Origin of the sequence: Croceibacterium atlanticum (genome assembly GCF_001008165.2) — a bacterium.
GTDB lineage: Bacteria > Pseudomonadota > Alphaproteobacteria > Sphingomonadales > Sphingomonadaceae > Croceibacterium_C > Croceibacterium_C atlanticum.
Genome location: NZ_CP011452.2, coordinates 1,336,459 through 1,358,391, shown reverse-complemented (window position 1 = coordinate 1,358,391; position 21,933 = coordinate 1,336,459). Strand labels below are relative to the sequence as shown.

22 protein-coding genes and 2 tRNA genes are annotated in these 21,933 nt (G+C 63.4%); 13 read left to right on the top strand and 11 right to left on the bottom strand.

Going from position 1 to position 21,933, the window contains the following annotated elements:
• Positions 1 to 296: 296 nt before the first annotated feature.
• Positions 297 to 2,981, top strand: a complete 2,685-nt coding sequence (locus WYH_RS06445) for a TonB-dependent receptor domain-containing protein (RefSeq protein WP_046904882.1) — start codon at positions 297 to 299, stop codon at positions 2,979 to 2,981.
• A gap of 88 nt (positions 2,982 to 3,069) precedes the next feature.
• Here WYH_RS06445 and WYH_RS06440 read toward each other — a convergent pair whose 3' ends face one another.
• Entirely contained in the window at positions 3,070 to 5,589 is a 2,520-nt protein-coding gene (locus WYH_RS06440; protein WP_046903186.1) for an ABC transporter permease, read from the bottom strand.
• A complete protein-coding gene (locus WYH_RS06435; RefSeq protein WP_179945435.1) occupies positions 5,586 to 6,272 on the bottom strand; it encodes an ABC transporter ATP-binding protein in 687 nt (228 codons plus the stop codon). The genes WYH_RS06440 and WYH_RS06435 overlap by 4 nt, the downstream gene beginning before the upstream one ends.
• A gap of 59 nt (positions 6,273 to 6,331) precedes the next feature.
• Here WYH_RS06435 and WYH_RS06430 point away from each other — a divergent pair, with 59 nt between their 5' ends.
• Positions 6,332 to 7,030, top strand: coding sequence for an arylesterase (locus WYH_RS06430; RefSeq protein WP_046903184.1), 699 nt, complete (start codon positions 6,332 to 6,334; stop codon positions 7,028 to 7,030).
• A 201-nt stretch (positions 7,031 to 7,231) separates the two neighbouring features.
• On the opposite strand, the gene recF is transcribed toward WYH_RS06430, so the two are convergent.
• A complete protein-coding gene (gene recF / locus WYH_RS06425) occupies positions 7,232 to 8,320 on the bottom strand; it encodes a DNA replication/repair protein RecF (RefSeq protein ID WP_046903183.1) in 1,089 nt (362 codons plus the stop codon).
• Positions 8,321 to 8,544: 224 nt separating this feature from the next.
• Here recF and WYH_RS17275 point away from each other — a divergent pair, with 224 nt between their 5' ends.
• Genes WYH_RS17275 through WYH_RS06420 form a run of 3 tightly spaced genes read left to right on the top strand, consistent with a single transcriptional unit; the run spans position 8,545 to position 9,056 of the window.
• Positions 8,545 to 8,676, top strand: coding sequence for a hypothetical protein (locus WYH_RS17275; RefSeq protein ID WP_268908322.1), 132 nt, complete (start codon positions 8,545 to 8,547; stop codon positions 8,674 to 8,676).
• Between the two features lie 48 nt (positions 8,677 to 8,724).
• On the top strand, positions 8,725 to 8,847 hold the full coding sequence (locus tag WYH_RS17270; protein WP_268908321.1) for a hypothetical protein: 123 nt from the start codon (positions 8,725 to 8,727) through the stop codon (positions 8,845 to 8,847).
• Positions 8,844 to 9,056, top strand: coding sequence for a PspC domain-containing protein (locus WYH_RS06420; protein ID WP_046903182.1), 213 nt, complete (start codon positions 8,844 to 8,846; stop codon positions 9,054 to 9,056). Before WYH_RS17270 ends, WYH_RS06420 begins: the two co-directional genes overlap by 4 nt.
• A gap of 4 nt (positions 9,057 to 9,060) precedes the next feature.
• Here the strand turns inward: WYH_RS06420 and WYH_RS06415 are convergent, their stop codons facing one another.
• Complete coding sequence (locus WYH_RS06415; RefSeq protein ID WP_046903181.1) at positions 9,061 to 9,825, bottom strand: queuosine precursor transporter; 765 nt, start codon at positions 9,823 to 9,825, stop codon at positions 9,061 to 9,063.
• Positions 9,826 to 9,986: 161 nt separating this feature from the next.
• Here WYH_RS06415 and WYH_RS06410 point away from each other — a divergent pair, with 161 nt between their 5' ends.
• On the top strand, positions 9,987 to 11,051 hold the full coding sequence (locus WYH_RS06410; RefSeq protein ID WP_179945434.1) for a choice-of-anchor A family protein: 1,065 nt from the start codon (positions 9,987 to 9,989) through the stop codon (positions 11,049 to 11,051).
• 77 nt (positions 11,052 to 11,128) lie between these two features.
• Positions 11,129 to 11,205 (top strand) — tRNA-Arg (locus WYH_RS06405).
• 77 nt (positions 11,206 to 11,282) lie between these two features.
• On the opposite strand, the gene hmuQ is transcribed toward WYH_RS06405, so the two are convergent.
• The gene (gene hmuQ / locus WYH_RS06400; protein ID WP_046903180.1) at positions 11,283 to 11,594 is read right to left on the bottom strand and encodes a heme-degrading protein HmuQ; all 312 of its coding nucleotides are present in this window, start codon (positions 11,592 to 11,594) and stop codon (positions 11,283 to 11,285) included.
• 42 nt (positions 11,595 to 11,636) lie between these two features.
• Positions 11,637 to 12,482: a beta-etherase gene (locus WYH_RS06395; RefSeq protein ID WP_046903179.1), complete on the bottom strand. Its 846-nt coding sequence runs from the start codon at positions 12,480 to 12,482 to the stop codon at positions 11,637 to 11,639.
• A 407-nt stretch (positions 12,483 to 12,889) separates the two neighbouring features.
• Between WYH_RS06395 and WYH_RS06390 the strand changes: the two genes are divergently transcribed.
• The gene (locus WYH_RS06390; protein ID WP_046903178.1) at positions 12,890 to 13,876 is read left to right on the top strand and encodes a winged helix DNA-binding protein; all 987 of its coding nucleotides are present in this window, start codon (positions 12,890 to 12,892) and stop codon (positions 13,874 to 13,876) included.
• A gap of 47 nt (positions 13,877 to 13,923) precedes the next feature.
• A tRNA-Val gene (locus tag WYH_RS06385) sits at positions 13,924 to 13,999 on the top strand.
• Positions 14,000 to 14,055: 56 nt separating this feature from the next.
• On the opposite strand, the gene WYH_RS06380 is transcribed toward WYH_RS06385, so the two are convergent.
• Complete coding sequence (locus WYH_RS06380) at positions 14,056 to 14,517, bottom strand: TlpA family protein disulfide reductase (protein ID WP_328700703.1); 462 nt, start codon at positions 14,515 to 14,517, stop codon at positions 14,056 to 14,058.
• 139 nt (positions 14,518 to 14,656) lie between these two features.
• On the opposite strand from WYH_RS06380, the gene argH reads away from it, so the two are divergent.
• From argH to WYH_RS06360, 4 genes are read left to right on the top strand one after another with little or no spacing between them, the layout of a single operon-like run.
• Positions 14,657 to 16,033 (top strand): argininosuccinate lyase, encoded by a 1,377-nt coding sequence (gene argH / locus WYH_RS06375; RefSeq protein WP_046904880.1) that lies wholly within the window; start codon positions 14,657 to 14,659, stop codon positions 16,031 to 16,033.
• Positions 16,030 to 16,275, top strand: a complete 246-nt coding sequence (locus WYH_RS06370; protein WP_046903176.1) for a hypothetical protein — start codon at positions 16,030 to 16,032, stop codon at positions 16,273 to 16,275. Before argH ends, WYH_RS06370 begins: the two co-directional genes overlap by 4 nt.
• A 5-nt stretch (positions 16,276 to 16,280) precedes the next feature.
• Positions 16,281 to 17,543 carry a diaminopimelate decarboxylase gene (gene lysA, locus WYH_RS06365; protein WP_046903175.1) on the top strand — a complete coding sequence of 421 codons (1,263 nt, stop codon included), beginning with the start codon at positions 16,281 to 16,283 and terminating at the stop codon, positions 17,541 to 17,543.
• On the top strand, positions 17,543 to 18,325 hold the full coding sequence (locus WYH_RS06360; protein ID WP_046903174.1) for a precorrin-2 dehydrogenase/sirohydrochlorin ferrochelatase family protein: 783 nt from the start codon (positions 17,543 to 17,545) through the stop codon (positions 18,323 to 18,325). The genes lysA and WYH_RS06360 overlap by 1 nt, the downstream gene beginning before the upstream one ends.
• A gap of 15 nt (positions 18,326 to 18,340) precedes the next feature.
• Here the strand turns inward: WYH_RS06360 and ruvX are convergent, their stop codons facing one another.
• The 4 genes from ruvX to lepB are packed head-to-tail and all read right to left on the bottom strand — an operon-like array spanning position 18,341 to position 21,929.
• On the bottom strand, positions 18,341 to 18,823 hold the full coding sequence (ruvX, locus tag WYH_RS06355; RefSeq protein WP_046903173.1) for a Holliday junction resolvase RuvX: 483 nt from the start codon (positions 18,821 to 18,823) through the stop codon (positions 18,341 to 18,343).
• Positions 18,805 to 19,968: a DUF3089 domain-containing protein gene (locus tag WYH_RS06350; protein WP_046904879.1), complete on the bottom strand. Its 1,164-nt coding sequence runs from the start codon at positions 19,966 to 19,968 to the stop codon at positions 18,805 to 18,807. Before WYH_RS06350 ends, ruvX begins: the two co-directional genes overlap by 19 nt.
• Positions 19,958 to 21,058, bottom strand: coding sequence for an AI-2E family transporter (locus WYH_RS06345; RefSeq protein ID WP_046903172.1), 1,101 nt, complete (start codon positions 21,056 to 21,058; stop codon positions 19,958 to 19,960). Before WYH_RS06345 ends, WYH_RS06350 begins: the two co-directional genes overlap by 11 nt.
• Entirely contained in the window at positions 21,045 to 21,929 is an 885-nt protein-coding gene (gene lepB / locus WYH_RS06340) for a signal peptidase I (protein WP_235979053.1), read from the bottom strand. Before lepB ends, WYH_RS06345 begins: the two co-directional genes overlap by 14 nt.
• Between the last annotated feature and the right edge of the window lie 4 nt (positions 21,930 to 21,933).

Here is a 21,933-nt window from a genome sequence, read left to right as displayed (position 1 = left end):
AACAGGCGTGGCGATTGTGCAACGGTATGGGTGAAGGCGAAGGGCACGGACAACGTACTGCACTGCCCGCAGATTGATCGTACCAAAGCGCGAAAGCGGATAAAGGTGGGGGTGCGCCCGCAGGAACGTGACGCTGTGGCGTCAATGCAACAAGAATCTGGTTGCAGTGGCAACCATAAAGCCGCGCCAATTGTGTCTCGCTCAAAGCGTTCTATTAACTGTCCCACATAGCTGGCGCCTGATTGCACCTGCAAAAGCGGGGCCGGGTGCCGGCGGGAGAGATGGAGAACGCAACCATGCCGAGTTTCGAGGCCGGTTATCCCGGCATCGTCCGCGGAGTATTTCTTCGCGGGGTCGCCCTGACGGCGCTGATCGTTCCTTTCGCAGTCCAGGCACAGGATCCTGCGGCAGATGATATGCCGGAAATTGCCAGCGGCAATTCGATCATCGTCACCGCCACCAAGCGGGAAACCACCTTGCAGGAAGCGCCGGTGGCCGTGACCGTCGCCTCTGCCGAAACGCTGGAACGAGGCCAGATCCGCGACCTGCGCGATCTGCAGACGGTCGTTCCTTCCCTCAGTGTCGGCCAGCGGCAGAGCGTGGCCAATACCAATTTCTTCATTCGCGGCTTCGGCAATGGCGCCAATAATGCCGGGATCGAACCGTCGGTCGGCGTCTTTGTCGATAATGTCTATCGGTCCCGCACGGCGTCGCAGATCACCGATTTGCCGGACGTGCAGCGGATCGAGGTGCTGCGCGGTCCGCAATCGACCCTGTTCGGGAAGAATGCTTCTGCCGGTGTCATTTCCATCAGCACGCGGGAACCGCAATTCAGCTTCGGTGGAGGGGGCGAACTCACCTATGGCAATTATGATCAGCTGGTGGCCAAGGGCTATGTCACCGGGCCGGTGAACGATTCCATCGCCGTCAGCCTGGCGGGCGGGCTGAACCAGCGCGACGGCTTCTTCCGCGACGGGGGCACGGGCGACCGCACCAATGAGCGGGATCGCTGGTTCGTTCGCGGGCAGCTATTGTTTGATCCCGGCACCGATATCAGTGCACGGATCATCGCCGATTACGATGCGATAGACGAGAATTGCTGCGGCGTGGTCAATCTGCGGAGCGGCCCGGCGGCAGGCGCCGTCCAGGCGCTGGGTGGCCGTCTGACCGATCCGGAAAGGCCCTTCGCCGGGACGGTTTACAACAATTACAATTCCACCAACGATATCGAGAATTACGGCATTTCCGGTCAGTTCGACTGGGATCTGGGCGATGTCACGCTCACTTCGATAACGGCCTATCGCAAGACGGACGCCGTCACCGCACAGGATGCCGATTTCACCAGCGCCGATCTTGTCTATCCGCTGGCGCAGGATCTGCGTGTCGGCACGTTCACGCAGGAATTCCGCCTTTCCGCTACGCTGGGCGACCGGGTCGATCTCCTGCTCGGCGCATTTTATATCAATGAGAATATCGACCAGGATGGCGGCGTCACTTTTGGCGAGGATTTCCGCGATTACGCCGATCTGCTCGTCCAGTCCGGTTCCGGCGGGGCGCTGGACATTGCCACGCTGGAAGCCGCCTTCGGACAGGCGGACGGGGTGGATTATACAGGCCGGTTCTTCGTGCCCGGAACCGGATCGGACGAGCATTACGAGCTCAATTCCGATGCCATCTCAATTTTCGGTCAGCTGGATATCGAACTGGCCGAAGGGCTGGTGCTGACTCTGGGCGGAAATTACACCCATGACAGCAAGGATTTCCTGCTGCATCTCGATTCCAGCGAGGAATTTTCGCGGATAGATCTGGATGCCCCGCAATATGCGAGTTTCCGCGGGCAATTGCTCTATCAGGGCGCGCTGGCCCAGGGCGTGGGCGATGCGCTGGCGCTGGGCCGGGCCGCCACTGCGGCGGAAATCCAGTCCTTCGCGGCGGCCAATATGGCGGCGTTCGGCCAGATCCAGACGGGAGCCCAGGCCTATGCCGGGGCCAATGCGGACAATCCCGCCGCCAATCCGCTCGCTTCCCTGCGGTCGCTGCAATTGCTGCCACCCTTCCTCGACGTTCCGAACGAGGTGGAGGACGGATCAACCAGCGACGATGATTTCAGCTATACCGTCCGGCTGGCTTATGATTTGACGCCGGATCTCAATGTCTATGCCAGCTACGCCACCGGCTTCAAGGCAAGCTCGGTCAATCTTTCGCGCGACAGCCGCCCTTTCCTGGCGGATCGGGATGCCATCATTGCCAATGGGCTGGCGCTGAACAATCTGACCTATGGCAGCCGCTTTGCCGGGCCGGAGGAATCGCGGGTCATCGAACTGGGGGTGAAGGCCAATTTCGGCGATTTCTCCGCCAATTTCGATGTGTTCGATCAGGAGATCGAAGGGTTCCAGTCCAATTTGTTTACCGGCACCGGCTTCGCCCTGCTGAATGCGGGCAAGCAGAGCACGTTCGGCGTTGAATTCGAAGGCACGGCGCAGCCGCTTCCCGGTCTGACGCTGAATGTCGGCGCGACCTATCTCGATCCGAAATATGATGATTTCCAGGCATCGGCCGTGGGTGATCTGACTGGTACGCGTCCGGCCGGTATTCCGGAATGGACGGTGCTGCTGGGCGCACAATATGAAATGCCGGCGGGTGACGGGCAGTTCGTACCGCGCGTGTCCTATCTCTGGCAGTCCGATGTGCAGCTGATCGAAGGCCTGCCCGGCTTTCTCGTCCGTGGTCCGGATGGTTCCATTGTCGATAATGGCCCGGCGCTGACGGCGGCGGAACCTTTCCGCCGCGAAGTCAACGATCTGACGGCGTCGATCGCCTATGAATTCGATATGGGCCTGACCCTGTCGGTGTGGGGCCGGAACCTGCTGGATGATCGCGACATTGGCGTGATCTTCGATTCCGTTGCGCAACCGGGCGGCATTTCGGGCTATCCCAACGATCCCCGCACTTACGGCGTGACCGCCCGATACCGCTGGTAGGTTCGCAAGCGCGAGTCCCCGCGCAGGCGGGGACTTCGTGCCGCAAGCGCGGTGCCCGAATGATGGAGGTTCCCGCCTGCGCGGGGACTCACAGGTCCCTTAAAGCCCTTGCAGGCCGTGCGCGCAGCAGCGGCAGGGATGCACCAATCGCGAAGGCGAGCACGAGCACCAGCCCGCCGCCGAGCACGGCGAGGATGCGCGGCCAGTCCGGCAGCCAGTCGAAATCGAAGATCTGAACGATCACCAGCCAGCCAAGCCCGGTGCCCAGCGCCAGCGCCACACCGGCCAGGATGACCGTGAGCAGGCCGAATTCGGCGAGCTGCAGGAACAGCAATTGCCGCCTGCTGGCGCCGAGCACACGCAGGATCACCGTGTCGTAAAGCCGGGCGGCGCGGGCGGCGGCTATGGCGCCCAGCAGCACGGCAATGCCCGCCAGCACGGCAACCGAAGCCGCGGCAAGAATGGCCAGCGCCACCTGGTCGAGGATTTCCCGCGCCTGCGTCAGCAAGGGACCGACTTCGATCACTGAACTGGATGGAAAGGCGCGCACCAGATCGCGCAGCAGCGATCCGGCCTGCATCCCGTCGGGCAGGGAAATAGTGGCGGCGACATTATGCGGTGCATCCCGCAATGTATTGGGGGAGAAGATCAGCACATAATTGAAGCCCATGCTTTCCCAGTCGATCCGGCGCAGGCTGGCGATGCGCGCGGTCCGTTCCACGCCCAGAACGCCGATGGTGATGTAATCGCCCACTTGCATTCCGGCGGCTTCCGCCAGTTCGGAATCGACCGAAACCAGCGGCTCTCCGGTATAATCTGCCGGCCACCATTCCCCTTCGGTCAGCGCATTGCCTTCGGGCAGGGTGCCGGCATAGGTCAGTCCGCGTTCGCCGCGCAGGGCCCAGGCGCCTTCGGGCAGTTCTTCCAGTTCGGAAACACGTTGCTGGTTCCCTTGCGGGCCATAAGCAAGGATCGCCCCGCGCAGTGTGGGGACGGCATCCACGGCGGAGCCGGGCGTGTCCTGCTCCACCAGCTGTTCGAACTCCGCAAGCCGGTCCTTCGGGATGTCGAGCACGAAATAATCCGGGGCAATGGCCGGCACGCTGCGCTGGATATTGCCGTCGAGGCTGGTCTGCACCGCCGCCAGCAGCACGAAGGCGGACAGGCCGAAACCCAGCGCGGTGACGAGCGCAGCGGTGGACGATCCGGGCCGGTGCAGATTGCCCAGCGCCAGCCGCGCGATCGGGCTGGCAGGGCGCGGCGCGCGGCGGGCAGCGGCGCGGATAGCTAACCCGATCAGTGTCAGCAGGCCCAGCATTCCGGCCGCGCCGCCAAGGAAGGTCAGGGTCAGCAATTTTTCCTGCGCGCCGCCAATGGCCAGCAGGATAATCGCGGCGAGCCCCAGCCCGACGGGCAGGGCCGCGCCGCGCCATTCACCCGCCAGCGGCGCCACGCGTGCCCGCATCAGCGCCATCGCCGGATAGCTGCGCGCCCGCACCAGCGGCGGGGACGCGAAGATCAGCGCCACCAGCAGGCCGAAAGCGGCCGCGCGCAGCAAGGCGGGCGGATCGATCAGCAAGCCGGTATTGACCGGCAGCAGCGCCCCCAGGGCCTGTGCCAGCAGGGGCGTCACCAGCACGCCGACAGCCAGCCCGGCCACGGCCCCGGCCAGCGCCGCCGCGCCGATCTGCAGGGCATAGATGCGCATGATGTCCCGGCTGGTAGCCCCCAGGATCTTGAAGGTCGCGATGCTGGCCCGCCGCGCTTCGAGATAGGAGGAAACACCGCCGCCAATGCCGATCCCGGCAATCACCAGCGCGGCCAGCCCGACCAGGGTCAGGAATTCACCCATGCGCGATACGAAACGGTCCGCCCCGGGCGAGGCGCGGTTGCGCGTGCGGATATCCAGCCCGGCTTCGGGGAAGCGCTGTTCCAGCGCCGCTTCCACGGCTTCCGGATCGTCATTGCCGGAAAAGCGCAGCCTGGTCTTGGTTTCATACATCGCGCCCGGCGTGGTGAGGCCAGCGCGGCCGGGCAGATCATAGGGCACGATCACGCTCTGTCCGAGGGCAAAGCCTTCGCTCAGCCGGTCCGGCTCGTCCGCGATAATGCCGCCTACGCGCAATTCCTCGGTGCCGATGGTGATCATGTCGCCCGGGCCGATGCCCAGCCGCTCCGCCGCGCCGGGTGCGATCCATGCCTGCCCCGGCGGCGGCGCGCCCATTCTGTGCCCGCCTTCCAGTTCCAGCCGGCCATAAAGCGGCCAGTTCCGGTCAACCGCCTTCAGTTCGACGGGCGTTGCCGCATCCGCCGTGCTGGCCATGGCCTGCATCCGCAGCCCCTGGGACAGCGTGCCGAAGCTGGAGAGAAACGTGTTTTCCTCCTGCGTCAGCGGGCGTTGCCACACTTCCACTTCCAGATCGCCGCCCAGGAAGATGCGGCCCTGCGCGCTCAGTTCGCTGCGGATCGCTTCTGTCAGCGTGCCGATGGCGGCCAATGCGCCGACGCCCAGGAACAGGCAGATCAGCAGCAGGCGCAGCCCCCGGAACCGCCGATGCAGGTCGCGCCGGGCGATGCGCCAGGCCGTGGACCAGGGCAGGGCGTTCATGCTGCCGTGTCGCTCGCGATCTTTCCGTCGCCGATCGTCACCACGCGGTCGCAGCGTTCGGCCAGGCTTTCGTCATGGGTGATGATAACCAGCGTCGCCCCGGTTTCGGCGCGGCGGGAAAAGAGCAGTTCGATAATGGCTTCGCCGGTCGCGGCGTCCAGATTGCCGGTCGGTTCGTCCGCAAAGACCAGCGGCGGGCGCGGGGCGATGGCGCGGGCAATGGCCACGCGCTGCTGCTCCCCGCCGGAAAGCTGCGCCGGATAATGGGTCAGCCGGTGGCCCAGGCCGACCGCTTCCAGCTCCGCCGCGGCGCGGGCCCAGGCATCGCTTTCCCCGGCCAGTTCCAGCGGGGTGGCGACATTTTCCTGCGCCGTCATGGTGGGCAGCAAATGGAAGGCTTGCAGCACGATGCCGATGCGGCCGCGCCGGGCGCGGGCAAGGGCATCTTCGTCCAGCCTTTCGAAATCGGCACCGGCGACGGAAAGCGAACCGCTGGTCGCCCGTTCAAGCCCGGTCAGCACTGACATGAGCGAGCTCTTGCCCGATCCGGACGGACCCAGCAGGGCCAGCGTTTGCCCTGCGGGAACGGTCAGGTCGATACCGCGCAGGATCTCGACCGCGCCGCCGCCATCGCCGAGCGTCAGCCTGAGATCGCGAGCTTCGATTGCGGGGGGATCTTTCACGACACTTGCCACAGCCAATCGATGGCATAGGGGAGGGGAACGGGCAAGGAGGATAGCAGATGCGCGCAGGGAATTGGTCGATCATCCTCATGGCGCTGGCATGTGCCGCATGTGGGGGCGATGCGCCCGATCCTGAGCCCGCAGCCGATCAGCAGCAGGAAGCAGAAGCGCTGCCGGTGATGGGACCGCAGCTTCATATCCTCGCCTTCGGGGACAGCCTTTTCGCCGGTTACGGGGTGGGGCTGGAACGGAGCTATCCCGCCATGTTGCAGAATGCACTGCGGGCACGCGGCATCAATGCCGAAATCAGCAATGCGGGCGTATCGGGCGATACCACTGCCGCCGGGCTGGGCCGGATCGAATTCGTGCTGGATAATGAGAGCGAGACGCCCGATCTCGCCATTGTCGAACTGGGCGGCAATGATTTGCTGCGCGGCATCTCCCCCGCGGAAACGCGGGAGAATCTGGCGGGCATTCTGGAGATATTGAAGCAGCGGAACATTCCCGTCCTGCTGATGGGGATGCGCGCGCCGCCCAATCTGGGCGATGGTTTTGTCGGTGATTTCGATGCGATCTATCCGGAGCTTGCCGAGCAATACGATGTGGAGCTGGTGCCCTTCTTCCTCGAAGCAGTTTACGACAAGCCCGAGCTGATCCAGCAGGACCGCATCCACCCGACGGCCGAGGGGATCGAAGCGCTGGTGGCCGCAACCGCGGACGACGTGGCGGAGGCGTTGCCGGAGGAGGACGAGGAGTAAGCGTTCAGGACGCAGGCTGTTTCAGCGCCCCTGCTGGCCTCAGGAAGCTGCTCATCCCGAACCTCTCGAAGTTCGCTCATCCCGAGCCTGTCGAAGCCCGCTCATCCTGAGCCTGTCGAAGATCGCTCATCCTGAGCCTGTCGAAGGATGCGCGCAGGGCACGCGCCCTTCGACCGGCTCCGGGCGAGCGAGTCCGGACCGTTACCCAACCCGCTCCACCATCCCCCCAGCCACGTGCCAGATGGCCGCCTCGCCCTCAATCTCCGCGAAGGGTGCGCGTTCGGTGCCGGTCAGCCAGATTTGCGAGGCGCCGCCGCGCAGGCGCTCGAACAGGGCAGCGCGGCGGATCGGGTCGAGATGGGCGGCCACTTCGTCCAGCAGCAGCAGGCCGGGGCGGCCGGCGGCGGACAGGGACGAATGGGCCAGCGTGATGGCGATCAGCATGGCCTTCTGCTCGCCCGTGGAGCAGCTGGCGGCGGGGGCGTTCTTCCCGGCCATGGTCACGTCCAGCTCGTCCCGATGCGGGCCGACCAGGGTGCGCTGGGCGGCGCGTTCGCGGCGGCGCTGGCGCTGCAATTCCCCGGCCAGTTCCGCCTCATCCACCGGGCCGCCGGCCGCATAGGTCAGGGCCGGGCGGGCGAAGGGCTGATCGGGCAGACGAGCCAGTTCATCGGTCAGACGGGCGACAAGACGGGCGCGGCCTTGCGCCAGCGCCGATCCGGTTTCAGCCAGTTGCGCCTCTATCGAATCCAGCCAGCGGCGATCCGGCTCATCCTCGCCCGATAACAGGCGGTTCCTTTCGCGCAGGGCCTGTTCATAGCGTGTGGCGTGGCGGGCATGGCCAGGCTCGATCGCCACGGCCAGCCGGTCCATATATCGCCGCCTTGCCCCGGCGCTGTCGGCAAACAGCCGGTCCATCGCGGGGGTCAGCCAGCCCATGGCCAGCCATTCGCCCAGGCTGACGGCGCTGGCATCGGCGCCGTTCACCTGCACGATCCGGCGTCCGGGGCGGTGGGGCTGGGTGCCCGTGCCCAGTTTCACCGGATCGCCGCCATCGCCGGGGGAGAGCAGGGCGCTGACCGCGAAATTGCCCGGCCCGCTGGCCCCGGCAATTTCCGCGAGCGAGGCGCGGCGCAATCCGCGGCCCGGTGCAAAGAGCGACAAGGCTTCCAGAACATTGGTCTTTCCCGCCCCGTTTTCGCCCACCAGCAGGTTGAAATGGGCCGTGCCGTCGAGCGCGCTCGCGGCATGATTGCGAAAATGGGAAAGAGTGATCCGGTCGAACGCCATGAGCGCGCGCAGGACTAGGGCAAACGTCCCGATCAGACCATCCGAAATCCCGCCTGCCGATAGTTGGTGAAAAATCCCAATACTGAGCGGAGCGGGCTGATCCGCTTTTTCATGCCGCGTTCAGGAATGGCGGAAATCTGCGGTTTCTTCAAACTGGCACGGCTTGTGCAAAGTATCCGGCATCGGCGGATTAGCCGCCAAGACAAACCACAAGGGGACTTAAAATGACCGTTTATTCGCAGTTCGCTTCGAAGGCTTTCGCAATTGTCGGCGCCTTCGCCATCACCGCCACGCTCCTGGTCAGCAGCTTCGCAACCGCTCCGCAGTTCCAGGCCGTCGTCGGCGTAGTCGCCTGATCCGGGGCGGACAAACCGCCGCAAAACAGATATACAGGGAAAATTGAAATGACTGAATTCGCTTCCAGGGCACTTGCCGCTTTCGGTGCCATTGCCATCACCGCTTCGCTGCTGGTCAGCAGCTTCGCCACGGCGCCGCAGGTCCACAGTTTTGCAGGAGTTCTTGCATGAGCCAGCTTGACCGGAAGCCAGCCGGCGGACCGCCGGGGAAATTCCGCCTCGACAAACCGAATGGCAAATTTCTCGGCGTCTGCTCCGGCCTGGCCAATTACTTCAATATCGATCCGATGATCGTCCGTCTGATCTTCGTGGCAGGCACGCTGATCGGCTTCGGAAGCTTCATCCTGATATATTTCGTGATCGCGCTGCTGGCGGATTGATCCGTCACGGCGCGATTGCGCCATCCGCCGCATTGCCGCCCCGCGCAAAGGGCGAAAAATCGGTGCCCGTGTCGAAAACTTCGACCCCTTCGCGCCGCTTCAGAAATCCCACAACCGCATAAGTGACCGGCGTCAGCAACGCCTCCCACCCGGTCTTCAGCGCCCATTGGGTCAGCGCCACGGTGATGACCAGCTGCGTTGTCCAGCCATCGGCGTAGAGAAAGGCCAGCGGGTAGAACAGCGCGCTGTCCACGCCCTGGCCCACGATCGTGGAACCGATCGTGCGGGTCCACAGCGCCTTGCCTTTCGTCCAGATCTTCATCCTGGCAAGGACATAGGAATTCACGAATTCCCCCGCCCAGAAGGCGGCGATGGAAGCGAAGACGATGCGGGGCACCTGGCCGAAAATCGCTTCGTAAGCGGCCTGGTTGCCCCAGTTCGCCGCCGGGGGCAGCGCCACCACCACCCATGACATGAAGGCCATGAACAACAAGGCGACAAAGCCTGCCCAGATGCAGCGGCGGGCATGGGCATAGCCATACACTTCCGTCAGCACGTCCCCCAATACGTAGGAGATCGGGAAGAACAGCACCCCCGCGCCAAAAGGCCAGAGCCCCACAAATGGCAAATCCACTTCCGCGACCTTGCCCGCGCCCAGCACGTTGGACAGCAGAAGGATCGCGACGAAGGCGGCCATGACATAATCGAAATAGCGGAAGGCCCGTTTGCCGCCCGCCTTGCCGTCTATCCTGACCGTGTCTGCTTCCATGCAAGGGAAGCTATCTCTTCCGTCCGGGCCGGAAAAGCGGCGATTGCCTCATGGACAGAGGCAAGTGTTCCATCCGGAGACGGCGGTAACTGACATCCTTGTAATTTTTGCCCATGCGGCGATCTGCGATTTGTTAACTTCAAGCCGATAAAGACAGACAGATGGGTTTGCGCCGCACGCATATACTGGCAGCCATTTCTGCCTCCGCCGCGCTGTTTGGCGCCAGCCCGGCCGTGGGCGAAACTCCGGCCGGAATCGATATTCTGCGCGAATGGAATCTCGTGGTTCTGGGCGATCTCGATTCCAGTTCGGAAGTGGAAGGCCGCACCTTTGTCGGCGGGAATCTGACCGGCAATTCCTCCAACTACAATATCGCCGCCATCCCGGCTTCGGCCAATGGCCAGGCTGGCCTGACCGTGGTCGGCAACGTCACTGGCGGGGTCAAGAACCTCAATAATGGCGCGGGCGCGGTGATCGGCGGCAATGTCGATAGCGGGTTCAATCTCAACGGCAATCCGCAGACCGTGCTGGTGGGCGGGTCCATTAGCAACACCAATGTGAACGCCAATACGGTCAATTCCGGCCTTGCCGGCAGCGATCCGCAATTCATCCAGGATCTGCAGCAGCAGGGAAGCTTCATCCGCACCAGCACGCAGAACCTGTCCTACGATCTCAGCATGCAGGCGGCGAACAGCGATTTCGTCAAATCCGGCAATCGCGGCATGTTCAATGCGCAGCCCGATGCAGACGGGACGGCGGTGTTCAACATCGCCGCCAGCGATCTGAATTCCATTGGCGAAATCGAATTCAATCTGAACGGTGCCGATACCGCGATCATCAATGTCAGCGGCAAGAATATCAAGCTGGATGATAATTTCCTGGGCGGTACCAACAATCTCGGCGAAAACGTCATCTGGAATTTTCCGGAAGCGGAAAGGCTGACGGCCAGCACGGCATGGGGCGGTTCTGTCCTTGCCCCCAAGGCATCGGCCACGACCTATAACTACATCCAGGGTTCGGCGGTTTTCGGCAGTCTCGGCCAATATGGCGAGATGCATGTCGGCACATATTCCGGCGGGTATTATCCGCCCGACTATCCGGATACTCCGGGCGGAAGCTCTGGCGGCACGCCAATTCCGGAACCGGGGATGCTTGGCCTTCTCGGCCTTGGCCTGGCGGGCCTGGCGTTCATGCGCCGCCGCCGCAAGCTCACTTCTGCGGAGTAGGTTTTCCGGCGTAGGCTGAGTATTCTTGGCCCGCCGGACTTGCCGCGCGCGCCCATGGCGTTAATGGCGATCAGCACGCGCCTGTAGTTCAACTGGATAGAGCACGAGCCTTCTAAGCTTGGAGTTGCAGGTTCGAGTCCTGCCAGGCGCGCCATTTCTTGATCAGCTTTCAGGCGCCGCAGGGCGGCCTTGCCGAACCCTATGGCTTCGGGTCGAGCTTGAAGAGGCGACCTAGATCTCGACTACAGTTTCAAACCCCTCGAATTCCGGCGGGCCGAGATAGAGCGCCTTGTTCCCGCCGCCGGCATTGCGGTGCGCGGCGCGGAATGCCTCCGACTTCGTCCAGTCGTGGAAAGCCTGTTGCGTCTCCCACATCGTGTGCGTGGCATAAAGCGTGTGATCTTCCCGCTCCGGCCCGCGCAGCAGCCGGAAATCGCGGAAGCCGGGGACGCCTGACAGATGCGTATCGCGTTCGCGCCAGATACGCTCGAATTCCTCTTCGCTGCCTTTGGCAATGCGGAAGCGGTTCATTGCGATGAACATTGTCGGTCCCCGATCTCCATTTTGGCGGATTTGCCGATGCGCTCAGGCCCCGGCCTTCTGGCCCTTCATGCGTGCGGTTTCGCCGGCCGTGCTTTTCACGCCCGTGTTGCGGCTGGTCAGGCCGTTGGCCATTGGATTGCGGTTGAAAAGGTCCGGATCGCCTGCGCGTTGCTTCAGGCCGAAAATATTCGACAAGCCGGGGTGCCGGCCGATCCCGCCGTAAAGGTCGAACCCGCGGTCGATCCAGTCACGCAGCGGATCATCCTCCGCCAGGGCGGGCGTATCGCAAACGGAAGCAAGCCACAGGAAACAGGCCAGCATCCGATGATCGGCATAGTTCGGGCTGTCTCCGCCGAACCATTTGTTCTCGCGCAATACGCCGCGCATCAGTTCCAGATCGGCGGAAATCCTGGGCAGGCGATCCTCACGCCCGACGATGATATCTTCCAGCTTGCGGCCGCCGAACATGGTTTCACGCGTGGCGGTCACATATTCGTGATCTTCCGGCACGGAGCGATCGCGATAGGCGACCAGATAACAGGTCATCCAGGGGCCGACTGCGGTCTGCCACAACCAGGCTTCGTTCATCTGCGCGCTGGGGCGGATCCCGGGATCGCCGATCAGCGTGGGCCTGTCGGGATATTTTTCATCCAGATATTCGGCGATGGTCCAGCTATCCAGGATCCATTCCCCGTCATCCACGATGGCCGGCAGGCGTTGCGTCTTCCCGCCTGTCCGCTCCTCGATCCCGGTGAACCCGCCGGGGACGATCTCCATATCCAGCCCCTTATGCGCGATGGCCAGCTTCGTCGCCCAGACAAAGGGGCTGATCGTCGCACCGCTGGCGAGCTGGAGATCGTAGAGCGTGACGGTGTTGTTCGCGGCCATGAATCCTCTCCGGCATTGTTGCGACCTTGATTATCGCAATAGGGGAGGGCGCAGGGCAGGGCCAGCGAAGACCGGCCAAATCCGCTTCTGTGTCGGAATTCTTGACAAAATTAAGAAGTGTTAAAATGGTGGAAACCATTGTCTCGTGCGGCGATCCGGCATTCGCGCATTGTGGCACGGTCCATGCAATGTTGTCGGTACCCGAGTCTTCGAACGAGGCGGGGTCGAACCCGGCCCCCCCAAGTCTCCCGGCCCCGCCTCCCCGAAGACCATTCCCTCCAATCCTGATCCAGCGGCGCCCCGCGCGGTGGCCCTGCCTGATTGCGTGCATGGATTGCCACCTTACGATCTTGACCTGATCCTTATTTGTTCTCATTTTGTTTGCGAGAACGAATCAGGAGTTGATCATGTCGGGGCCGGAAAATTGCAGCGATTTTGCCTATGGGCAGGTTCATGATGCTGGCGGCCTCTCCATGACGGTATCGATCTTCGCGGACCGGCCGCATCTGCGGGAGGAATTGCGCGAAGATATCGGCGCCGCGGGCCTGCATGTGCGTGAATGTGGCCCCGTTGCGGAATTGCTTGCGGGAAAGCCGCGTTCGCTGGGGGAAGTGATTTTCCTCGATTGCCCGTCTCTCGACGCGGCCAGTCTTGCCGCGCTCAGCCGGCTGGACATGCGGGCCGCGCATTCCGGGGCCCATCTGGTGATATCGACTTCGGTTGATGCGCTGGATGATGTGTTCGGTTGCTGTGACCAGTCAAATCCGCAGATTTTGGTCGATCCGTCGCGTTCGGAACGGGTGATTGCACTGGGCCGGGTGCTGGCATTGCGCCCCAATCTGCGCCTGCGCGAACTGAACGAGGAAGATCGGCTTACCCTGTTGCGCCTGACGGAACAGGTGGGGCGCATTGCGGAACGGCTGGAGAAACTCCATGCCGACCGCAAGGCTCATGGCGGCTCCGCCTTCCGTCTCGAAAGCCCGGGCAATGGCTATCATGGGGAAACGGCGCATGGCGACCGGCTCGTCCGTTCGGCAAGGCTGGAACTGCCAGAGCCCAGACTGGTGCGGGAAATCATCCGCCATCGCCAGTTGCGGGCCAAGTTCTTCGATGGTGATCTGTTCGCCGATCCGGCCTGGGACATATTGCTGGATCTGACAGCCGCCCGGGCGGAACATGCCCGTGTTTCGGTGACCTCGCTCTGCATTGCCAGCGGTGTTCCGCCCACCACCGCACTGCGCTGGATCGGGCAGATGACTTCGGCGGGCCTGCTGAAACGGGTGGAAGATCCGGCCGACCGCCGCCGCGCCTTCATCGCGCTGACGGACCAGGCGGCGGAAGCCATGGCCGGTTATTTTGCGGAAACCGGGGTCAGGTCGGCAGAACTGGTCTAGCGCTCGCCCGAACCTTTCGCTAAGGGCGCGCAGCTACACGACGATTGGGGCGGTTAGCTCAGCTGGTAGAGCATCTCGTTTACACCGAGAGGGTCGGCGGTTCGAACCCGTCACCGCCCACCATTCTGCATCAAGTCGGCATTCCGATTCTCGACAAGAGAAACTGCAGCCGCCAGCTCCTATCCAGCCCCCGCCAACGCCGCCTCTATTTCCGCACGGGCTTCTTCGCCGGACCAGTCATAGGCGCCGACTACGCGCCAGATTTCCTTGCCTTGTGCGTCATAGAGCACGGTCAGGGGCAGCACGGCACCGCCGCCGAATTCGATGGCGAGGTCGTTGTCCGGGTCCATCCATCTGGGAAGGTTGGCAAAGCCGCGCTGTTCGAAGAACGGTTCGACCGCCTCTGCGCCTTTCAGATCCTCGCTCACCGTCAGGACGCGCACATCTTCGCCCAGATCTCCGGCCAGTTCGTCCAGCAGGGGCATTTCCTCTATGCAGGGCGCGCACCATGTAGCCCAGAGATTGAGGAGGACCGCCTTGCCGCCCGTCTGGTCAAGGGCGAGTGTGGTGCCGGCCGGATCGGTTACGGTAACGGCCGGGATCGTCTCGCCGGCGAAGCTGCGATCGATCGTTCCGGTCAATACATCGCCTGCGGGTGATGCTGCGCTTTCCTGTGGTTGCGCGGGTTGGGCGCTTTCCCTATCGCAAGCCGCCAATGAAAGGGCACAAGCGCAAGTGAGCAGCAATGAAAGCGAACGGGGCATGACAGGCTCCAACCAGATGTGGGGTGGGCGCTTTGCCGAAGGGCCGAGCGCCATCATGCGCGAAATTAACGCGTCGATCCCGTTCGACAAGGCATTGTGGCGGCAGGATATCGCCGCGAGCAAGGCGCATGTCGCCATGCTGGGTGCCTGCGGCATTGTCAGTGCCGAGGATGCGAAGACGATCGACGCCGGGCTGGACAAGGTAGCCGCCGAATATGAGGTGGACGGCGTGCCCGAAGACTGGGATCTTGAAGACATCCACATGACCACGGAGAGCCGGCTGGCCGAACTGATCGGCCCGGTTGCCGGCCGGTTGCACACGGCGCGCAGCCGCAACGATCAGGTGGCCACCGATTTCCGCCTCTGGGTCCGCGATGCGATGGACCAGGCCGATGCCGGGCTGGAGGCGCTGCAGAAGGCACTGGTGACTCGCGCGGGCGAACATGCGGATGCGATCATGCCCGGTTTCACCCACCTGCAAACCGCGCAGCCGGTGACACTGGGCCATCATCTGATGGCTTATTACGAGATGATCCGCCGTGACCGTTCGCGGTTCCGCGATGCGCGGGCGCGCATGAATGAAAGCCCGCTGGGCAGCGCCGCGCTGGCCGGCACGGGTTTTCCGATCGACCGCGAAATGACTGCGCAGGCACTGGGATTTGACCGGCCGACGGATAACAGCCTGGATGCCGTGTCGGACCGCGATTTCGCGCTGGATTACCTGCAGGCCGCCGCGCAATGTTCGGTGCATCTGTCGCGCCTGGCGGAAGAGTTCGTGATCTGGGCCAGCCAGCCATTTGGCTTCGTGCGGATGCCCGATACGCTCAGCACCGGCAGTTCGATCATGCCGCAGAAGAAGAATCCCGATGCGGCGGAACTGGTGCGCGGCCATGCCGGGCGGATCGTCGGCTGCGCCACCGCTTTGCTGGTAACGATGAAGGGCCTGCCGCTCGCTTATTCCAAGGATATGCAGGACGACAAGCCGCCCGTCTTCGAAGCGGCGAATCTGCTCAGCCTGTCCATCGCCGCGATGACGGGCATGGTGGCCGATGCCACGTTCCGCACGGATCGCATGTTGCAGGCCGCCCAGCTTGGCTATGCCACGGCGACCGATCTGGCGGACTGGCTGGTGCGGGAAGCGAATATCCCCTTCCGTGAGGCGCATCATATCACTGGCGCTGCCGTAAAACTGGCGGAAAACAAGGGTGTTGCCCTGGAAGCTCTCAGCCTGGATGAATTGCAGGCGATTGATCCCCGCGTGGGCGAGGGTGTGTACAAGGCGCTCTCCGTCGAAGCTTCGGTTGCCGCGCGGGCCAGCCATGGCGGCACCGCGCCGGAACAGGTGCGAAAACGCGTGGCCGCGGCGCGTGGCGAGCTGGAGATGGATGGATGACGCGCAGTATTCCGCTTGCGCTGGCTGTTTTCCTCGCGCTTGGCGCCTGCGGCCAGAAACGCGATTTGCGGCCTGCCGAAGGGCAGGACCTGCCCACGGCCCCCTATGGCCAGGCGGATCCGCTGACCCCCCGCCAATTACTTGAACCAGACCCTCAGGCCGCGCCCGTGCGCAGCGTGGAATTGCGCAGCCGGTCCGAGGAACGCGAGGACGATCCTTTCGATCTCCCGCCTGAAGGCTGACACAGATGGATCATTTTGAACTGAAGAACGGCGAACTTTACGCCGAAAACGTACCGCTCGCGCGGATTGCAGAAGAAGTCGGCACGCCGGTCTATGTCTATTCCCGCGCCACGCTGGAACGCCATGCCCGCGTTTTCCGCGAAGGATTATCGGTTTTGCCGCGCGTGCATTGCGCCTTCGCGGTTAAGGCAAACCCCAATCTGGCCGTGCTGAAAGTGATGCAGCGGGAAGGTTTTGGCGCCGATGTCGTTTCCGGCGGCGAAATGGCGCGGGCCCTGGCGGCGGGCATGCCGGCACAGGACGTGGTGTTCTCCGGCGTCGGCAAGAATGCGCGGGAACTGGCGCAAGGGCTGGAAGCCGGCATCGGCCAGTTCAATATCGAATCCGAAGAAGAAGGCGTGGAACTGGCGGCAATCGCCGCGGCCAAGGGACTCACCGCGTCTTGCGCGCTGCGCGTCAATCCGGATGTCGATGCCGGGACGCATGAAAAGATTTCCACCGGCAAGGCGGAAAACAAGTTCGGCGTGCCGATTGACCGGGCGCCCGGCATTTACGCCCGGCTTGCCGCCATGCCGGGTCTCGATATGCGCGGTGTCGCGGTTCATATCGGCAGCCAGCTTTCCGATCTGGAACCGATGGAACGCGCTTTCGAGAAGGTCGGTTCGCTGGTTTCCGATCTGCGCGGGCAGGGGCTCACCGTCACCCATGTCGATCTGGGCGGCGGATTGGGCGTGCCCTACAAGGCGGGCGAAATCATGCCCAGCCCGGCGGAATATGGCGCGATGATCGCCCGCGTGACGAAGGATTGGGATGTCACGCTGATGTTCGAACCCGGCCGCGTGATCGCCGGAAATGCGGGTATCCTGCTGACCCGGGTGATCCGGGTGAAGCGCAGTTCAAACGGGCCGCCTTTCGTGATCGTGGACGCGGCGATGAACGATCTGGCGCGGCCGGCCCTTTACGGATCGTGGCACGATTTTGACGCGGTGAAGCCGCGCGGCGGAAAGATGACGGCCAATATCGTCGGCCCGATCTGCGAAACCGGCGACACATTCGCCATGGGGCGCGAGATCGACACGATGGAGGCCGGCGATCTCGCCGTGTTCCGCACCGCCGGGGCCTATGGGGCGACGATGGCTTCCAGCTATAACAGTCGCGGTTTCGTGGCAGAGGTGATGGTCGATGGCGATGTCTATGCCACCGTGGCCGACCGCATCCTGCCGGAAGACATCTATGCCGCGGAACGCGTGCCCGACTGGCTGAGCTGATGCGATCGCTGCCGCTCTTCCACCGCATTGCCGGCCAGCCGGTGATCGTGCTGGGGGAGGGCGCGATGGCGGAACCGAAGCGGCGCCTGGTGGAACGTGCCGGCGCAGTTGTGGTGAGCGATCTGGAACAAGGGCTGACGTGCGGTGCGCGGCTGGCCTTTGTCGCGCATGAAGATGGCGCAGCCTGCGAGGCTGATGCGCAGCGGTTGAAACAGGCCGGTGTGCTGGTCAATGTCGTGGACCGGCCGGAATTATGCGATTTCACCACGCCCAGCATTCTGGAACGCGATCCGGTGCTGATCGCCATCGGCACTTCGGGAGCTTCGGCCGGGCTTGCCAAACAATTGCGCCTGCGACTAGAAGGGCTTCTGCCTGCCAGGCTCGGCACGCTGGCGAGCGGGTTGCAGGATGCGCGGGCGCTTTTGCGCTCTCGCTGGCCCGGGGCGAGCGAGCGGCGGCAGGCGCTGGACGCTGCGCTGACGCAGGGTGGCCCGCTCGATCCGCTGGACGGGGCGAGCGCGGACCGGCTGGCGGATTGGCTGGAAAATCCGGGGCAGGGGGAAGGCACGGGGCGGTACGAATTCGCCCTGCACAGCGCCGATCCGGAAGATCTTACGCTGCGCCAGTCCCGCCTGCTGGGCAGTGCGGATTGCGTTCTGTATGAAGCCGGTGTGCCCGATGCGATACTCAATCGCGCACGGGCCGATGCGCAGCGCCACTGCCTGCCCTATGATGGCGTGCTGCCGGGCGGGCTGGTGGTTACAATTCGCGCGGCGGATTAGCGCGCAGGTTTCAGGTCAGAGAATACCGCCGGCCAATCGGTCGATCGCGCCCTGCAGGATGATGGCCGCGGCGTGCGAATCGATTCGTTCCTCGCGCTTGGCGCGGCTCATATCCATGGCGATCATGTCGCGTTCCGCGCTCTGGGTGGACCAGCGTTCATCCCACAGCAGGATCGGCAGTCCCAGCACCGCCAGATTGCGGGCGAAGGCGCGTGATGCCTGCACGCGCGGCCCGGCGCTGCCATCCATGTTCAGCGGCAGGCCGATGACGATGCCCTTGACCCCGCGCTGTGCGTTCAGCCCTTCGATCACCGCCTTGTCGCGCGAGAACTTGCCCTTGGGCAAGGTCTTGGCGGCCGTGGCGAATCGCCACCCGGCGTCGCAAAAGGCGGTGCCGATGGTCTTGGTCCCGAGGTCGAGGCCGAGCAATACGCCGCCATCGGGCAGCGCATCGCGAAAGGCGGCGGCCTCTTCCGTGATCAGCGGTTTTGCGTCCATGCCCCGACCCGGCGTGTGACGTCCTGCTGCAAATTCTTCCAGAACAGCGGGATGTCATAGACGTGGTAATTATTGCCCGGCAGCACGTCCGGCCCGAGCTCGGGCGGATCGCCGATCAGCAATATGCCGTTTTCATCACAACGGGCCGGAACGGCGGCGGGGACGAGTTCGGCGGTGGTCATCCCGTTATCGGGTACGAGAGTGCCGAGATTGCGCGAAGCGGGGGAGGAGCCATTGATCGTCCCGCCGATCGGATCGACGCAAACGATCGGCCCATCGCCGCGCGTTTCCCCGTCATATCCTGCGGTGGAACGGTACAATTCCAGCGTACCCGAAGGATCGGCCGGTTCGGCGAAGCTTGACCAGGTGACGATGCAGCCGCTCTGATCCGGTGTCGCGCAGGCAGGGATGCCCAGGGCCGGCAAATCATGTGCGATCGAAATCGGCCAGCCAATCGGATAAACCATCGCCACGCGCTGCTGCAGATCGGTTCCGGCGATGCGTTTGCGCAGCAATTCCAGGACATGCAGCGCGCCCTGGCTGTGGCCCGCCAGAACGATCGGCGTGTCCGGCCCGACGGATTCGAGGAAATAGGTGAAGGCCTGATCCACGTCGCGATAAGCGGCGGCGACTGCCTGCTTCGCCTCTTCCGAATCGGTCAGGAAAGCGCCGAAGGTTGCCTGGCGATAACGCGGCGCCCAGATCTCGCTCGCCGTGTTGAACGGGCTGGCCATGCCGCGCAGCATTGTCCAGGCACGCTTCTGCGATTCCTCGTCATCCAGCGGGGCGTTCCACCGGCTGCGCTCAAGATAGCTGGTCGGATGGACGAAAAAGACCGCAAAATCCGGGGCTTCAGCCGGCATTTCGCCATCCGCGCCATCCGCAACGGGGGATGCTTCGCTCGCCGGGGCTGCTACGGCCGGTTGCCAACGGGCAGGATCCTTGCCCGGCGCGATGCCAGGGCGGGAGAACCACATGTCCGGATCCTGGTATGCATTGGCGGCCAGCGCATCCTGCTCCACGAAATCGGCAGTCGGCACCAGTGCGATGCGCGATAGCTGATTCGGCCACAGGCGCAGGGCGAACATGGCCGCGATGACGAGCAGGATCAGGAAGGCGAAGGCGTAGAGAAATTTACGCGCCATCGGATTCTGCATCCTCATGATGATTATATTTATCGTTGCTTTCGGACCGCCGTTCCAGCGCGACCTTGATCATCGCCATCAGCGGGTCGGCCAGGAACAGGCCGATAATGCCGAATAATATACCCATGATCAGCTGCGCGCCGAGCACGAGGGCAGGGGCCAGATCGACCGTTTTCTTCGCGATCAGCGGGATAACGATATAGCCATCGAAAGTCTGGACGAGGAAATAGACGAAGACCGTGTAGAGCCCCATGTCCACGCCGCCGGAAAACCCGACCAGGACCATCAGGATACCTGAAATCACGGCCCCGACATTCGGGATGAAGGCCAGCAGCCCGGTCAGAATGCCGAGCAGGGCTGCCATGGGCACGCCATAGGCCCACAGCATCAGCCAGGTGAAAATGCCTTCGAAAACCATGCCGACGATGCGCCCGGCCATCAGCCGCCGCATGGTATAGGCCATTTTCGAAACCGTGCCGTAGAAATGGCTGCGCCGGGTGGGCGGCATCATCCAGGCAAGCCCGCGTTCGTAAAGGCGCGGTTCCAGCGCGACATAAATGCCGATGATCACAATCAGGAACAGGGTGGTGACACCGCCGACAATGCCGCCGATCGCGCGCGTCACCGTGCCGACCCCGCTGGCCAGCTGGCTGGCGACCTGCTGCATATTGTCCGGACTTATCGCGAAGCCCTGATTATCCAGCCAGTTGGTCACGCGGATCGTCTGGGCCTCGATAATTTCGGGGAATTGTGCCGCCTCGCGCGAGATCTGCGAACCGGCGAAGAATCCCAGCCAGACCAGAAAGGCGGTTCCCAACAGCAGCACGATGCCGATTCGCACGCCGCGCGGCAGGGGCAGGATCCGGCCCAGAAGCCGGGCCCCGCCATCGACCATGGAGGCGAAGACCAGCCCGCCGAAGATGACCAGCAACGATTGCGAGATATAGACAGTCAGCACGGCGGTGCCGACAACAAGAACCCAGATTGCCGCTTTCTTCGCTTCGTGGCGAAGGCGCGGGCTGCTTATGCTTGTCGGGCTGGCGCGATCGTCACGGTCCCCGTCAGCGAAGGATTCGTCACTCGCCGCCATCTTGGTTCCCGCTATCGCGCAGAGTTGGGCGCAGGCTCTGCCACGCGCGCGATCCGCGCAGCGCCCCGATCCAGCTCATCGGATTCCAGCTCGTGCTTCCGTCGAGTGAGAAGGTGATGAATTCGGCGCGGCCGCCGATATTGGCCATTGGCACCGGGCCACCCAGGCCGTTTCCATAAGGTGCGGCGGGGAATCGGCTGTCAGCCGAATGATCGCGATTGTCCCCCATCAGGAAGACGCTGTCCTCCGGCACGGTCATCTCGGCAAAATTGTCCTTCGGATTGTTCATGTGGTCGATGATCACATAACTCGCACCGTTGGGCAGTGTTTCCCGATAGGTCGGCGGTTCGTAAATTTCCGTGCCGTCGGCCAGCCTTCGGCGATATTCCTCGAAGGCGGAAAGGCAGGGGCGGCCGTCGCACATCTGCTGGTCGGAAACGGGGATCTGCACGGGCGGCATCACTTCCTGCGGCACGGCTTCACCGTTCAGGATCAGCTGGCCGTTCACCATGGCGATTCGGTCTCCGGGCAGGGCGACGACGCGCTTGATGTAATCCTCCGCCCTGTCCGGCGGAACGGCGATGACGATATCGCCATATTCCGGCGTGGACGGTGCCAGGCGCCAATCGTCGCGCGGCAGCACGTGGAAGGATGCCGAAACCCAGCTCCAGCCATAAGGGTATTTGGTCACGATCAGCCGGTCGCCGACCAGCAGGTTCGGGACCATGCTGGCGCTGGGAATATAGAACGGCTTGGCGATGAAGGTGTGAAAGGCCAGCACGGCGAGGAGCATCAGCGCCAGACCGCGGATTTCCGCGATCCAGTTGACCTTCTTCTTCGCGTCGGTCCTGGCGTCCGCCTTGTCGGTCATGGAA